The 13,565-nt window shown below is 69.3% G+C and carries 14 protein-coding genes and 3 pseudogenes; 6 read left to right on the top strand and 11 right to left on the bottom strand.

The annotated features are described in order from the left end of the window. From x551_RS12100 to xth, 3 genes are all read left to right on the top strand, one after another. Positions 1 to 656: HlyD family efflux transporter periplasmic adaptor subunit (locus x551_RS12100; protein ID WP_036248675.1), on the top strand; the 656-nt coding region annotated here is incomplete at its 5' end. Positions 657 to 753: 97 nt separating this feature from the next. Next, positions 754 to 981 (top strand): hypothetical protein, encoded by a 228-nt coding sequence (locus x551_RS12095; protein WP_036236181.1) that lies wholly within the window; start codon positions 754 to 756, stop codon positions 979 to 981. 237 nt (positions 982 to 1,218) lie between these two features. Continuing rightward, positions 1,219 to 1,989, top strand: a complete 771-nt coding sequence (xth, locus tag x551_RS12090) for an exodeoxyribonuclease III (protein WP_036236177.1) — start codon at positions 1,219 to 1,221, stop codon at positions 1,987 to 1,989. Positions 1,990 to 2,001: 12 nt separating this feature from the next. On the opposite strand, the gene x551_RS12085 is transcribed toward xth, so the two are convergent. From x551_RS12085 to x551_RS12040, 11 genes and pseudogenes are all read right to left on the bottom strand, one after another. Next, the gene (locus x551_RS12085; RefSeq protein ID WP_158304612.1) at positions 2,002 to 2,574 is read right to left on the bottom strand and encodes a DUF3617 domain-containing protein; all 573 of its coding nucleotides are present in this window, start codon (positions 2,572 to 2,574) and stop codon (positions 2,002 to 2,004) included. 51 nt (positions 2,575 to 2,625) lie between these two features. Next, complete coding sequence (gene ntrC / locus x551_RS12080; RefSeq protein WP_036248672.1) at positions 2,626 to 4,134, bottom strand: nitrogen regulation protein NR(I); 1,509 nt, start codon at positions 4,132 to 4,134, stop codon at positions 2,626 to 2,628. A 50-nt stretch (positions 4,135 to 4,184) separates the two neighbouring features. Next, positions 4,185 to 5,206, bottom strand: a pseudogene (glnL, locus tag x551_RS12075) (nitrogen regulation protein NR(II)). A gap of 91 nt (positions 5,207 to 5,297) precedes the next feature. Further along, positions 5,298 to 5,813: a hypothetical protein gene (locus tag x551_RS12070; RefSeq protein WP_011829668.1), complete on the bottom strand. Its 516-nt coding sequence runs from the start codon at positions 5,811 to 5,813 to the stop codon at positions 5,298 to 5,300. A gap of 191 nt (positions 5,814 to 6,004) precedes the next feature. Beyond that, positions 6,005 to 7,422: pseudogene (glnA, locus tag x551_RS12065) on the bottom strand (type I glutamate--ammonia ligase). 223 nt (positions 7,423 to 7,645) lie between these two features. Further along, positions 7,646 to 8,455, bottom strand: a complete 810-nt coding sequence (locus tag x551_RS12060) for a molybdopterin-binding protein (protein ID WP_011829670.1) — start codon at positions 8,453 to 8,455, stop codon at positions 7,646 to 7,648. Between the two features lie 23 nt (positions 8,456 to 8,478). After that, a complete protein-coding gene (locus tag x551_RS28200; protein ID WP_343252140.1) occupies positions 8,479 to 9,045 on the bottom strand; it encodes an EI24 domain-containing protein in 567 nt (188 codons plus the stop codon). 2 nt (positions 9,046 to 9,047) lie between these two features. Beyond that, on the bottom strand, positions 9,048 to 9,353 hold the full coding sequence (locus x551_RS28195; protein WP_343252139.1) for an EI24 domain-containing protein: 306 nt from the start codon (positions 9,351 to 9,353) through the stop codon (positions 9,048 to 9,050). 39 nt (positions 9,354 to 9,392) lie between these two features. After that, entirely contained in the window at positions 9,393 to 10,367 is a 975-nt protein-coding gene (locus x551_RS12050) for a sterol desaturase family protein (protein WP_036234421.1), read from the bottom strand. Positions 10,368 to 10,375: 8 nt separating this feature from the next. After that, positions 10,376 to 11,170, bottom strand: coding sequence for a polysaccharide deacetylase family protein (locus x551_RS12045; protein ID WP_036248671.1), 795 nt, complete (start codon positions 11,168 to 11,170; stop codon positions 10,376 to 10,378). Further along, entirely contained in the window at positions 11,154 to 12,095 is a 942-nt protein-coding gene (locus x551_RS12040; RefSeq protein ID WP_051495843.1) for a hypothetical protein, read from the bottom strand. Before x551_RS12040 ends, x551_RS12045 begins: the two co-directional genes overlap by 17 nt. Positions 12,096 to 12,713: 618 nt before the next feature. Between x551_RS12040 and x551_RS27365 the strand changes: the two genes are divergently transcribed. The 3 genes and pseudogenes from x551_RS27365 to x551_RS27355 all read left to right on the top strand — a co-directional run. After that, positions 12,714 to 12,893, top strand: a complete 180-nt coding sequence (locus tag x551_RS27365) for an ROK family protein (protein ID WP_253950364.1) — start codon at positions 12,714 to 12,716, stop codon at positions 12,891 to 12,893. Continuing rightward, positions 12,890 to 13,198, top strand: a pseudogene (locus x551_RS27360) (ROK family protein); the annotation flags it as partial. The gene x551_RS27365 and the pseudogene x551_RS27360, both read left to right, overlap by 4 nt. Positions 13,199 to 13,278: 80 nt before the next feature. Then, positions 13,279 to 13,565: ROK family protein (locus tag x551_RS27355; protein WP_253950363.1), on the top strand; the 287-nt coding region annotated here is incomplete at its 3' end.

The raw sequence follows: 13,565 nt of genomic DNA, 5'->3' as shown, positions 1-13,565 counted from the left end.
GCTCGCCGCCGTGCGGCAGCCCACGCCCGGGGCGCGCCTTCACGCTGCGGGCACCGGTGGCAGGCACGGTGCTGCGGGTCGCGCAGGAGAGCGAGGCCAGCGTCGCCACCGGCGCGCCACTGATGGAACTGGGCGACGTACGTGAACTGGAGATCGTGGCAGAGCTCTTGACCGCCGACGCGCTGCAGGCCGCGCCCGGCAGCCGCGTGCTCATCGAGCGCTGGGGCGGCGAAGGCGTGCTCGAAGGCCGCGTGCGCCGCGTCGAGCCGGCCGCGTTCACCAAGGTCTCGGCGCTCGGCGTCGAGGAACAGCGCGTGCGCGTGCTGATCGATCTGGTTGCGCTCGAGCGAGCGCCGGCGCGCTGGCGCTTGCTCGGAGACGGCTTCCGTGTCGGCGTGCGCATCATCACGGTGTCCGAAGAACAGGCGGTCGTGGTTCCTGTCAGTGCGGTGTTCCCGTCGGTCGACGATGGCGGCGCGGGCGCTGCCGTGATGGTGGTCGAAGACGGCCGTGCCCAACTGCGCCGCGTCGATCTGGGCGCACGCAATGGCAGCCAGGCCTGGCTCCGCGGGGGGCTGGCTGCAGGCGCCACGGTCATCGTCTACCCACCGCCAGCGCTGCAGCCGGGCCAGCGGGTACGCGGGAAGGCCGGCTGAACCCTGACAGCCCGGACGGCGTGCGGCTCGCTTGACGGAGCGCAACATCAATTCTCGCCTGCTGGAGATGCTTCAGCATGTGGAGCGATCTCGACCCATGGCCGTTGACAAGTCGCCTCTGTACCGGCGCCGCCTTGGCGCACGGGCGGCTTCGATGCCGCCGGCCGAACTGCTGCCGGTGGGGAAGGCCGAACTCATGCGCGGATTCGACGACTGGGCCACGGATCGGGACATCCACCTGGACGAGATCCACCGCTTCATCGCCGATCCGGGGAACAGCTTGCGCCGCTGTGGCCATTGGGCCGCGCTCCTCATCGCCGCTTGATCAGCGCAGGGCACTGGAGGAGCGGGTGACGCCGGCACTTCTGCCTGGGCCATGAGACGATGTGCTCGGCGTTTCCTCGTATCGGTCGAACAACCGACTCGCCTGTGGCGGCAAGATCGTTTGTTCGCGACCGTGCAACGAGATCGGCAGGAGGAATGCGTATTCGTGTAGCTAAGTGCGTAGCTGATTCAGAATCGAATCAATTACTCTGTTGATGTGTATCGATTTTTTCCTCTTATGAGACTCGCCACCTGGAACGTCAACTCGCTCGCCGTGCGCCTGCCTCAGGTGCTGGACTGGTTGGCCGCGAACCCGGTCGACGCGCTGGTGCTGCAGGAAACCAAGCTCACCGACGACAAGTTCCCGCGCGCCGAAATCGAGGCCGCCGGTTACGCGGTGCAGTGGTTCGGGCAGAAGACCTACAACGGCGTGGCGCTGCTGTCGCGCGAGCCGGCGCATGACGTGACGAAGAACATCTTCGGCTTCGCCGACGAGCAGGCCCGGGTGATCGCCGGCACGGTGGACGGCGTGCGCGTGATCGGCGCCTACTTCCCGAACGGCCAGGCGCCGGACAGCGAGAAGTTCACCTACAAGATGGCGTGGCTGCAGGCGCTGCGCAACTGGGTGCGTAGCGAGCTGGCCGTGCACGCGAGGCTGGTGCTGATGGGCGACTTCAACATCGCGCCGGAAGACCGTGATGTGCACGACCCGGTGCTGTGGGCGGGGCAGATCCATTGCACACCGCAGGAGCGTGAGCACTTCCGCGAGTTGATCGCGCTCGGCCTGGTCGATGCCTTCCGGCTGTTCGAGCAGCCGCCCAAGAGCTGGAGCTGGTGGGACTACCGCAACCTGGCGTTCCGCAAGAACCAGGGTCTGCGTATCGACCACATCCTGGTCAGCGAGGCGCTCCGACCCGCGGTGAGCGCCTGCATGATCGACAAGCTGCCCCGCAAGAACGAGCGTCCGAGCGACCACGCGCCGGTGGTCGTGGAGTTGTCGACCGCGTAGAAGGCGGCTTGCCTATTTGGCGGCGGCGGGCGGGCGCGGCAGCGGCTTGACGCTGCCGCAATCGGCGCCGAGCCACTGGCCCTCACCCTGCATCGCCATCTTCGTGCCCTTGGCGCCACCGGTGCCGCGCATCTTCATCGTGTAGCGCTCGGGGCCGAGCGTGGTGATCTCGATGTCACCCTGCGACGGCGGCTTGGTGCAGACGTACTTGATGTTCGTCGTCGCGCCGGAGCGGCTCTGGTCGTATTTGCAGTCCGGCCGCTGCTCCATCGGCACCGACTGGCGCGCCACGTCATCGGGCGTGACGCAGACCTTGCTGGTCGAGCCGCCGCCGGCGGCGGCGTCCATGCCGGCGCCGTTGCGGCCCATCATCTCTTCCATCTGCTTGCGCTGCGCCGGCGGCATGGCGGCGATCTGCTTGCGCATCTGCTCCATCTGCGCCTGCTGGGCAGGATCAAGCTCCATCTGCTGCTTGATCTGCCACAGGCCCGGCTTCATGGCGGTCTGACTCTGCGCCGGCCCGACCATCCCCGACATCCCTACTGCGCACAGCAGCGCCGCGGTACGCGTTCCGAAGTGGCTCACGGTCGTCTCCTCGTCCAGCCCGGGCATCGACCCGCGCCGGCATGGCGCCGTTCAGTCGTCGAGACCCAGTTCCTGGATTTTGCGCGTGATCGTGTTGCGGCCGATACCGAGCTTGTGGGCCGCCTCGATGCGACGGCCGCGCGTGATGTCGAGCGCGGTGTGGATCAGGCGCGCCTCGAACTTGTCGGTCAGGGCCTGCCAGACGTCGGGCACGCCGGCCTCCAGCAGGGCGCGGGCCTCGCGCTCCAGGTCGTCGAGCCAGAGACCGGCAACCGCGGCGGCCACCGCGCTCGGCGTGGCGGCCAGGCCGGACACCCCCGGCTCGCCGGTCGGAGCGGCGGGTGCCTCGGACAGGCCACCAGGGCCCGCGGCCAGCGTCACGGCCGCCGCGGGAGCGGCCAGGGCCGCGGTGGTCAGTTCCGGCGGCAGGTCCTTGGCGTCGACCATCTGCGCCGGCGCCATCACCGTGAGCCAGTGGCAGATGTTCTCGAGCTGCCGCACGTTGCCGGGGTAGTCGAAGCTTGACAGCCGAGCCAGCGCGGCCTCGCTCAGGCGCTTGGCCTCGACGCCCAGTTCCTTGGCGCTCTTCTGCAGGAAGGAGCGCGCCAGCGCCGGGATGTCCTCGCGCCGCTCGCGCAGCGCCGGCAGACGCAGGCGGATCACGTTGAGGCGGTGGAACAAGTCTTCGCGGAAGGCGCCCTGCTTCACTCGCTGCTCGAGATCCTGGTGGGTGGCGGCGATCACGCGCACCGTGCTCTTCAGTGGGTTGTGCCCGCCAACGCGATAGAACTGCCCGTCGCTCAGCACGCGCAGCAGGCGCGTCTGCAGGTCGAAGGGCATGTCGCCGATCTCGTCGAGGAACAGCGTGCCGCCGTCGGCCTGCTCGAAGCGCCCGCGCCGCGTGGTCTGCGCGCCGGTGAAGGCGCCGCGCTCGTGGCCGAACAGCTCGCTCTCGAGAAGGTCCTTCGGGATCGCCGCGGTGTTGATGGCGACGAACGGGCCGCTGGCGCGCGAGCTGTGCTTGTGCAGCGCATGCGCCACCAGTTCCTTGCCGGAGCCGCTCTCACCGGTAATGAGCACGGTGACGTTGCTCTGGCTCAGGCGACCGATGGCACGGAACACGTCCTGCATCGCCGGGGCCTGGCCGAGCATCTCGGGCACCTGGGTCAGGCGCTCGTCGCCCTCGTCCTCGCGCAGGCTCTCGTCGAGCGCGCGGCGGATCAGCTCCACGGCCTTGGGCAGGTCGAAAGGCTTCGGCAGGTATTCGAAGGCCCCGCCCTGGAAGGCCGAGACGGCGCTGTCGAGGTCGGAGTAGGCGGTCATGATGATGACCGGCAGGGCCGGCAGCCGCTCCTTGAGCGTTCCGAGCAGGTCGATGCCCGAGCCGCCGGGCATGCGGATATCGCTCACCAGCACCTGCGGCGCGTCGCCGTCGTCGAGCGCCGCGAGCACGTCGCGCGGGTTCGCGAAGCAGCGCACCGGCAGCTCCTCGCGTTGCAGGGCCTTCTGGAGCACGAAGCGGATGGATTGATCGTCGTCGACGATCCAGATGGATTTCATGCGGCTCTGCGATCCCTGAGCGTCTTGCCAGCCGCAGCCCCGACAACGGGTCAGGGTAACGGCATCGTGATTTTGAACAGCGTCCTGCCCGGTTCACTCTCGCATTCGATCGTGCCCTGATGTTGCGCCACGAAGGTCTGTGCCAGTGTGAGCCCCAAGCCCGATCCGCCATCGCGCCCAGAAACCAGGGGGTAGAAGATGCGATCACGGATGGCCTCGGGAACGCCCGGACCGTTGTCCTCAATATGCAATTCCAGTGCCAAACGAAAGCGCTGCTTGCCGAGCGTGACCTGCCGGGCGATCCGCGTACGCAGCACGATGCGGGCGTCACCGGCCACCATGCGCTCGCCCAGCGCCTGGGCGGCGTTGTGGGCGATGTTCAGCACCGCCTGGATCAGCTGCTCGCGGTCGCCGCGGAAGTCGGGGATGGATGTGTCGTAGTCGCGTTCGATCCGGAGCCCGCGGGGAACTCGGCCACGATCAGGGCGCGCACCCGCTCGCACACCTCGTGGATGTTGACGTCGCCCACCACGTGCGGGCGGCGGTGCGGCGCCAGCAGCCGGTCGACCAGCGCCTGCAGGCGGTCGGCCTCGTGGATGATGACCTGGGCGTACTCGCTCAGGCCCTTGGACTCGACCTCCATCTGCAGCAGTTGCGCCGCGCCACGGATGCCGCCCAGCGGGTTCTTGATCTCGTGCGCCAGGTTGCGGATCAGCTCCTTGGTGGCGCGCACCTGGTCCAGCGCGCGTTCCTCGCGGTCCTGCCGGGTCTGCTGCTCGATCTCGATCAGCTCGACCAGCGTGACGTCGGACTGCTCCATCTGGTTGACGATCACGTGCACGAGCAGCGGCTCACCGGGTGACACGAAGGGCCGCTTGAGTTGGGCGTCGAGGCGGCTGGTCGAGAACTCGTTGCAGGCCACCGCGGCGACGGTGTCCCGCAGCAGCGAGGGATCGACGAACCATTCGAACCAGTCGCGCCGCAGCACGTTGCGGCGCGACAGGCCCAGGACGTTCTCGAACGCCGCGTTGGCGAACAGGCAGCGCCCGTCGGGCTGGACCACCGCCACCATGGTGGCGAGCAGGTCGAAGGCCTCGCTCCAGTGCGCCGCAGCCGGCAGTGTGGTGCTTGCCGTGCCGGCCGCGACGGCGATGCCGCGCCGCTCAGCCACCGCTGCCGCCGGTGACCTTGGAGAGCTCGCGCCGCAGGGCCGCCACGTCGGACTCGGAGCGCTCGATGCTGGCCTTCATCTCGGCCACGCGGTCGAGGTACTTCTGGTAGTTCTTCTCGTCGCCGCGTCGCTCGGGCTGGCCGTTGTTGTACTCCTGCTTCAGCGCCGTCAGGCGCTCCTCTTCGCGGCGCAGCTCGGTCTCGAGGATGCGGCGCTTGTCGGTGTCGCGCGCCCGCTGGTCGGCCGGGTCGACACGGCTGTCTGCGGGACGCGATTCGCCGCTCGGCGTGGCGGCCGGAGCGCGCCGCGCCGGCGCCTGGATCACCGTGATCGGCGCGCCCTCGAGCGTCTTGCAGCCCTTGGCGGCGGCCTCCTTTGGCGTGTAGGCGCTGGTGTACAGGTTGCCCGGGCACTTGTAGATGACGGGCTCCTGGGCCCCCGCACCAGCGGCCGAGCTCACCAGCCCTGCCGCGACCAGCACGCGCAGTTCAACCGTCCATCGACTCATCCCGACTCCTTCATCCCGACGATCCGCAACAGCGCGACGCCCTGCGACCGGAGTATCCGGCATCCCGCATTCAACGCGCGGTGGGCGGCTGGAGCACACAGCGCCGCCAAGAAAAAGGGACGGCAGATGCCGTCCCTTGCTCACACGCGACTTGCGCGCCGGTCGGCGGGCCCGCAGGCCCGCCTCGGCGATCAGAGCGTGTAGTACATGTCGAACTCGACCGGATGGGTCGCCATGCGGAAGCGCGTGACTTCCTGCATCTTGAGGTCGATGTAGGCGTCGAGGTAGGAGTCGGTGAACACGCCCCCTTGGTGAGGAAGGCACGGTCCTTCTCCAGGTACTCGAGCGCCTGCTCGAGGCTGGCGCAGACGGTCGGGATCTTCGCGTCCTCTTCCGGCGGCAGGTGGTACAGGTCCTTGGTGGCGGCTTCGCCCGGGTGGATCTTGTTCTCCACGCCGTCCAGGCCGGCCATCAGCAGCGCCGCGAAACCCAGGTAGGGGTTCATCAGGGGATCGGGGAAGCGCGCCTCGACACGACGGCCCTTCGGGTTCGCCACGTAGGGGATGCGGATCGAGGCCGAGCGGTTCTTGGCCGAGTAGGCCAGCTTCACCGGGGCTTCGAAGCCGGGCACCAGGCGCTTGTAGCTGTTGGTGCCGGGGTTCGTGATCGCGTTCAGCGCACGGGCGTGCTTGATGATGCCGCCGATGTAGAACAGCGCGAACTCGCTCAGGCCGGCGTAGCCGTCACCGGCGAACAGGTTCTTGCCGTCCTTCCAGACCGACTGGTGAACGTGCATGCCCGAGCCGTTGTCGCCGACGATGGGCTTGGGCATGAAGGTCGCGGTCTTGCCGTAGGCATGGGCCACGTTGTGGATCACGTACTTCTGCAGCTGCACCCAGTCGGCGCGCTGGATCAGCGTGCTGAACTTCGTGCCGATCTCCATCTGGCCGGCATTCGCCACCTCGTGGTGGTGCACCTCAACCGGGATGCCCAGGGATTCGAGGATCAGACACATCTCCGAACGCAGGTCCTGGCCCGAATCGACCGGCGGCACCGGGAAGTAGCCGCCCTTGACGGCCGGACGGAAGCCCGAGTTGCCGTGCTCGTATTCCTTGCCGGTGTTCCAGGCGGCTTCCTCGCTCTCGATCTTGGCGAAGCAGCCCGACATGTCGTTGCTCCAGCGCACGCTGTCGAACACGAAGAACTCCGGCTCCGGGCCGAAGTAGGCGGCATCGCCCAGGCCCGAGGCCTTCATGTAGGCCTCGGCGCGCTTGGCAAGCGAGCGCGGGTCGCGCTCGTAGGCCTTGCCGTCGGCCGGGTCGATGACGTCGCAGGTCAGGATCAGCGTCGGCTCTTCGAAGAACGGGTCGATGTTGGCCGTGTTCGGGTCGGGCATCAGCTGCATGTCGGAGGCTTCGATGCCCTTCCAGCCGGCGATCGAAGAGCCATCGAAGGCGTGGCCCGACGTGAACTTGTCTTCGTCGAAATGCGAGACGGGCACGGATACGTGCTGCTCTTTGCCGCGGGTGTCGGTGAAACGGAAATCAACGAACTTGATCTCGTTTTCCTTCACCATCTTCATCACGTCGGCGACGGTCTTGTTGGCCATCAGGTGCTCCTAGCGGGACGTTGTGTCGGTGTGGGGGAAATGGGGCTGAGAGGCCCCGGCAATGGCCGGAAAGGGCTCTTGGAAATTTAGCAGAAACCATGCCCAGGACAGGAGCACGAACGGTGCACGCGTGCGCCTCGACGGCCCATGGACGGCAAGGCGGATCGATCAGGCACCAATTCAACGCGGATTACGCACCTTAACCGGGCGATTCCGGGCGTCGTCATCGCACCATTTCGGGGCCCAGCCTGGCTCCGTGGTTGGCCAGTCCCTCCAGCAGCACGGCGTAGGCGCGACCCAGCGAGAGCGCGTTGGCGCCCTTCACGCCGAGCTCGATGTGGCGCCCGTGCTCCGGGTGGTCGACGCTCGGGAGGCTGAACACCTTGACGTCGCCGAACTCGGCCTCGATGGCCTCCATCAGCGGCGTCAGCGTGGCCTCCATGGCGCCGTAGACGATCACCGAGCGCTCGGCCTGGCCGCCGCCGCGCAGGTGACCGTAGTGCGTGTCGAGCACCCAGGCCATCATCGGCCACGCCATCACCGGGAAGCCGGGGACGAAATGCACGGCACCGCCGGCCGGACCGTCGAGTGTGAAACCGGCGATCTTGTTGTACGGATTGGGGATGAGGCGCGCGCCTTCGGGGAACACGCCCATGTTGAGCCGGTGGCGGTTGTCGTCGCGATCGGGTTCGTAGGGCAGGCCCTGCTCCGCCGCCACATCGCGCATGCGCTCGAGGATGAGGTCGCGCGCCTGCGGGTGCAACGCCAGCGGCACGCCGAGCGCCGCCGCCGCGCACTGGCGCGTGTGGTCGTCCGGCGTCGCGCCGATGCCGCCGCAGGAGAACACCGCCGCACCGCTGGCGAAGGCGTCGCGCAGGTCCGCGGTGATGCGCGCGCGGTCATCGCCGGCGTAGCGCGCCCAGGCCAGCTGCAGGCCGCGTTCGGCCAGCAGTTCGATGGTCTTGGCGAGGTGCTTGTCCTGGCGCTTGCCCGACAGGATCTCGTCCCCGATGATCAGCAGTCCGAATTCCATGTTCGTTTTCCCTCGGCGGCCACTCAGACCGGCGGCAGCGCCGGCGGCGCCGCCGGCACGGCATCGATCCCGAGCGCATCAGGCTGCGGCGGCGTCGGCGCGGCACTGCGTTCGCGCAGCGCCTGCAGCTCGGCCAGGCAGTAGTGGCTGAACCACAGCGCCGAGAAGGCGAACACCAGCGTGTACAGCCACACCGACACCACGATCAGCACCGGCGCGAACACCAGCAGCGCGGCGCTCACCGCCCACACCAGCGCGGGCGCCGCACCCAGGTAGCCGGTGACGATGCCGATGCCCAGCAGCGGCAGGCGGTGCACGCGCATCAGCTCGCGCCGCTCGTCGCGCGTCGCGTGCTCGGCGAGCGCATCGAAACTCATCACGCGGTAGCTGAGCCAGCCCCAGATCAGCGGAGGCAGCAACAGCACCAGCGGCGGCACGAGCCACAGCGGCATCGAGATCACCAGCGCGCCCACCGCCAGCAGGGTCGCGCCCAGCGAGTACAGCACGCTGCGCCACACCGGCTCGCCATGCCGGCGTTCGAGCGCGGCGAAGCGCCGTTGCGCCACCAGGTCGACCAGCCTGGGCATCATGATCAGGCCACCGCGAGCAGCGACAGGATCACCAGCGCAGGCACCGCCAGCGCCAGCACGATCAGCGGCGCGACCAGGGTCCGCAGGCTGCCCGCGCCGACCGATTCGAGCCAGCCGAGCGCACTGCCGGTCAGCGACCAGGCATCAAGCTGGGTGCGCACGGCGATCAGCGCACTCTCCCAGAAGAAGTAGCCCAGGACCGCGGCCAGCACGCCGGTCAGCAGCAGCGGCAGCACCGACAGCCAGATGACGCGCGGGTGCAGACAGTAGGCGGCGGCCCGCCAGAAGGAATCGACCAGTTGCTTCATCCGATGAGCATACCCAAGGGCCGCCGGACGCGCCGTTGCTCAGGCACGCCCGAACAGGCGCTGCAACCCGCGCCATTGCTGGGCCCAGAAGCCGCGGCCGTAGTCGCGCGCGCCCTCGCCAGGCAGCTGGTCGCGCACGCCGGTCGGGTCGTAGCGGTTCTCGAAGTTCGCGGTGCCGAAGAGCACGTCCCACAGCGGGAACAGCACCGCGAAGTTGTGGCCGCCGAGCGTGCCCTGCCCGTTCGACTCGTGGCCCAGCCCGATGCTGTGGTGCAGGCGGTGGAAGCGCGGGCTGGTCAGCAGACGTTCGCCGACGCGACCGAAGCTCAGACGCAGGTTCGCGTGCTGCAGGTTCTCCAGCAGCTGGGTGACCGCGACGACCGCGATGAACTGGCCCGGCGGGACGCCGATCGCCCGCGCCAGCAGCACCAGCAGCGCGTCGCGCAGCAGGTCGTCGAGCAGGTGGTTGCGGCTGTCGCTCCACATCGTCATCTGGCGCTGACTGTGGTGCAGCGCATGCAGCGCCCACCAGGCGTTCAGGCCGTGCTGGCCTCGGTGAATCCAGTAGTCGGCGAGGTCGAACACCAGCAGGTAGGCCACGAAAGCGAACAGCGCCGTGTCGCTGACGCCCGGCCACGCGGGAGCCATCCACTGATCGAGCTGCCAGCCGCCGTAGCCCTGCACGCTGAGCGCGCCGAACAGCGCGTCCCACAGCGGATCGACGGCGAAGAACAGCGCCACACGGAACAGGCCCAGGCGGTGCAGCAGCGTGTACAGCACGTCCACGCGCACGGCGCGCCGGTCCACCACCGGTTCCACCGGCCGCCAGCGCTCCAGCGGTGCAATGACCGCGAGCATCACCGCCAGCTGCAGCAGACCGACCAGCAGCCAGCCGGTGGCATCGAAGCCGTCCTCGAGCAGGTTGCCGAAGCCGAGCGAGAACAGCAAGGGCTGAACCACGGCCTCGAACAAGGCCTGTTGGGCCTGCGCGAACAGATCGGTCAGGGTATCCATCGCCGGACTCAATGCAGCGGATGGGCCGAGATCCAGGCGCGGTAGTCGGGATGCTCGCGCAGGGTCGCGAAGCACAGCCCGCGGGCCTTCAGGCCCTCGATCAGCGGCTCCAGCACCGCCGGCGCCCAGGCGTCCTGGCGCGACCAGATCCCCAGGTGGGCCAGGAGGATGTCACCCGCCCGGATGTCGCGCAGCGCCTTCGACAGCAGTTGCGCGTTCGGGTACTTGTCGCTAGGCAGCTCGTCGCCCAGGAAGCCGGCCGGCGACCACGGCACGTGCTTGTAGCCGCAGGTTTCGGCCGCTTTCAGCAAGGCCGGCGAGGTGCGTCCGGCGGGCGCGCGGAACAGCGGCAGCGCCGGCTGCCCGGTCATCTGCTCGAAGCGCTGCAGCGGCCGCTTCAGCGCCGCGCAGTACTCGGTCGCGGTGACCGAGAGCGTTCGCCCGCTGTCGGGGCCGGCGGTGGGCCGCACGCTGAAGCCCGCACCGCGGTCGGCGCGCCACACCCAGTGGTCCCAGGTGTGAGAGCCGAAGGCATGGCCCTCGGCGGCACGCGCCTTCCACCACGGCGCCCACTGATCGTCGAGGCTGCTGCCGTCGGTCAGGGTGCGCTCGTTGGCAAGGAAGAACGTGACCCGGACCTGCTGGCGCTGCAGCACCTCGGCCACCAGCGGGGCCACGCCCATGTGCCCGGTGTCGAAGCTCAGATAGACCGGCTTGTCGCAGGCCGCGGCGAGCGCTGCGCCGCCGCACAACGCGGCCGCCACGGCGGCCAACGCACGTCGCAGCTCAGCGGCGAGACGCATGGGCCAAGGTCCACACGCCATGCGGCGAGCGGCCGACGGCGACCTGGCGCACCACCTGGCGCTTGACCGGGTCGATCACCGTGAGCTTGCGTGCCCAGCGCGAGGTGACCAGGATGGTCTTCGTGCCCTGCGCATCGACCATCACGTCGATGCAGTCCGGCCCGCCGGGCGCCGGATAGGTGTCGACCACGGCGAGCGTCTGCAGGTCGATGCGGCTGATGGTGTTGGCCACGCGGTTGCTCACGAGCACGTGGCGTCCGTCGCCCCAGGCGCGAAAGGCGTGCGCGCCGGCACCGGTCTTGATGCGCTTGACCAGCTTCGCGGTGGCGGAGGTCACGTCGTAGACCTCGACGAACTCGTCGCCGGTCAGGCCGACGAGCAATTGCTTGTCGTCTGGTGTCAGGTAGACGTCGGCCGGGAGCTTGCCGGTCGGCACCGTCCAGCGCGGGGCCTGCGTGGCGAGGTCGATCGCCACCAGCTGGTCGCTGTCCTGCAGCGAGGCGTAGACCACGCTGCTCCTGCTGTCGATGAACAGATGGCTCGGTGTCTTGGCGGCGGCCACCTTCTTCACCAGCTTGAAGTCGCCGCCGTCGGCGCCGGCGGTCCAGCGGTAGATCGCCACATGGTCGAGCCGGTTCGCCGCGGTGACGAACCACTTCATGTCGGGTGAGAAGCGCAGCTGGTAGGGATCGTCGACGCCGGCGATCGTGCGTTGCACCAGCCCGGTCTTCGGATCGACCAGCGTCAGGGTGTCCGACATCGCATTCGCGACGAGCAGCGAACGCTCGTCGGGCGACAGGTAGAGATGGTGCGGCTCCTTGCCGGTGGGCAGACGGCGCAGTTCGGTGAAACTCACGGGATCGATCACGCTGATCGTCGCGTCCAGCGAGTTGAGCACGAAGATCGGCTGCGATGCGGTCACCACCCCGCCTGCACTCGCGGCAGCCACCGCCCGTGTTGGGGCCGGGGTCGAGACCGGCACCTGAACCGCCGGTGAAGCCGAAGCCCGCGCTGGGGTCGGCACTGGCACCGGCGTTGCAGGCCGTGTCCTGGCTGGCACCACGGCCTGTGCCGGAGCGGGCCGCGCTGCAGATGCGGGCGCAGGTGCAGGTTCCGCTGCGACGGCTGACGCCGCAGAGTGCGCCGGGGTCGACGCGACGGTCGGTTCCGGGGCAGGGATCGACACGGGAATGACAGCCGGCGCGGGTACCGAAGCGGCTGTTGGAGCGACTGCAGCTTCCGATGCGGCCGGGGCGGGCTGCGATCGAACCCCGAAGCCGGCTGCGCACAGCGTCGCCAGCACCACGGTCTGCAGAGCCCGACCCACCATTCCGGGCCGGCACGGGCCGCGCCGCGCGCTCACTTCTTGATTCAATCGATTCCCCGACAGCAAACCCAAGATTCTACGGGCCGCCCCATGACGGCCCGGGCTTCACTACAGTGCAGTCAACGCGATGACGGCCTTCGCGGCCGACCTACCGACCATGAGCCCAGCCCCCTGCCCGCCCTCGGCATCGACCTCGGCGGCACCAAGATCGAAGCCATGCTGCTCGACGACACCGGCGCCACGCGCTGGCGCGAGCGCATCCCGACACCGCCCGACGATTACCGGGCCGCGCTGGCCGCCATCGGCGGCCTGGTCGAGCAGGCCCGTACGGCCGCCGGGAGCGCCATCAGCGTCGGCATCGGCACACCGGCACGCGGCGCGCCGACGGCGCGATGAAGAATGCCAACTCCACCTGCCTCAACGGCCAGCCGCTGCAACGCGATCTGGAGGCGCTGCTGGGCCAGCCGATCGCCCTGGCCAACGACGCCAACTGCCTGGCGCTGTCCGAAGCCACCGACGGGGCCGGCGCCGGCGCGGCGGTGGTGTTCGCGGTGATCCTCGGCACCGGTTGCGGCGGGGGCGTGGCGGTGCATGGCCGGGTCCTGCAGGGCCCGAACGGTTTGGCCGGCGAATGGGGTCACAACCCCCTGCCCTGGGCACGCGACGACGAACGCCCCGGGCCGGCCTGCTACTGCGGCACTGCCGGGTGCATCGAGGCCTGGCTCAGCGGCCCGGCCGTGGCCGCCGACCACCGCCGCCATGGTGGCCCGGCCATCGACGCGTGGCGATCGGCCAGGGCGCCCTGGCCGGCGATGCGGCCTGCCAGGCCAGCCTCGACCGCCATGCGCTGCGCGTGGCGCGGGCGCTGGCGTCGGTGGTCAACCTGCTCGACCCGGACGTCATCGTGTTCGGCGGCGGCGCCTCGCGTCTGCCGGGGCTCATCGAACGCCTGCCGAGCCTGTGGACACCCTGGGTGTTCGGCGCCCGCCACGACCCGCCGGTGCGGACGCGGCTCGCGCTCTCGCAGCATGGCGACGCCTCGGGCGTGCGCGGGGCGGCCTGGCTCGG

The organism is Methylibium sp. T29 (assembly GCF_000576205.1).
In the GTDB taxonomy this organism is placed as follows: Bacteria; Pseudomonadota; Gammaproteobacteria; order Burkholderiales; family Burkholderiaceae_C; genus Methylibium; species Methylibium petroleiphilum.
Note: the sequence above shows the minus strand (reverse complement) of the source record. Positions and strands in the feature narration are given on the sequence as shown.

Excerpts from the sequence above, each read along its gene's own strand:
- x551_RS12045 (WP_036248671.1), bottom strand. The coding sequence starts at position 11,170 with ATGCGTCTCGCCGCTGAGCTGCGACGTGCGTTGGCCGCCGTGGCGGCC.
- xth (WP_036236177.1), top strand. The coding sequence starts at position 1,219 with ATGAGACTCGCCACCTGGAACGTCAACTCGCTCGCCGTGCGCCTGCCT.
- x551_RS12095 (WP_036236181.1), top strand. The coding sequence starts at position 754 with ATGGCCGTTGACAAGTCGCCTCTGTACCGGCGCCGCCTTGGCGCACGG.
- x551_RS12060 (WP_011829670.1), bottom strand. The coding sequence starts at position 8,455 with ATGGAATTCGGACTGCTGATCATCGGGGACGAGATCCTGTCGGGCAAG.
- x551_RS27365 (WP_253950364.1), top strand. The coding sequence starts at position 12,714 with ATGCTGCTCGACGACACCGGCGCCACGCGCTGGCGCGAGCGCATCCCG.
- x551_RS12070 (WP_011829668.1), bottom strand. The coding sequence starts at position 5,813 with ATGAGTCGATGGACGGTTGAACTGCGCGTGCTGGTCGCGGCAGGGCTG.
- x551_RS12050 (WP_036234421.1), bottom strand. The coding sequence starts at position 10,367 with ATGGATACCCTGACCGATCTGTTCGCGCAGGCCCAACAGGCCTTGTTC.
- x551_RS28200 (WP_343252140.1), bottom strand. The coding sequence starts at position 9,045 with ATGATGCCCAGGCTGGTCGACCTGGTGGCGCAACGGCGCTTCGCCGCG.
- x551_RS28195 (WP_343252139.1), bottom strand. The coding sequence starts at position 9,353 with ATGAAGCAACTGGTCGATTCCTTCTGGCGGGCCGCCGCCTACTGTCTG.
- ntrC (WP_036248672.1), bottom strand. The coding sequence starts at position 4,134 with ATGAAATCCATCTGGATCGTCGACGACGATCAATCCATCCGCTTCGTG.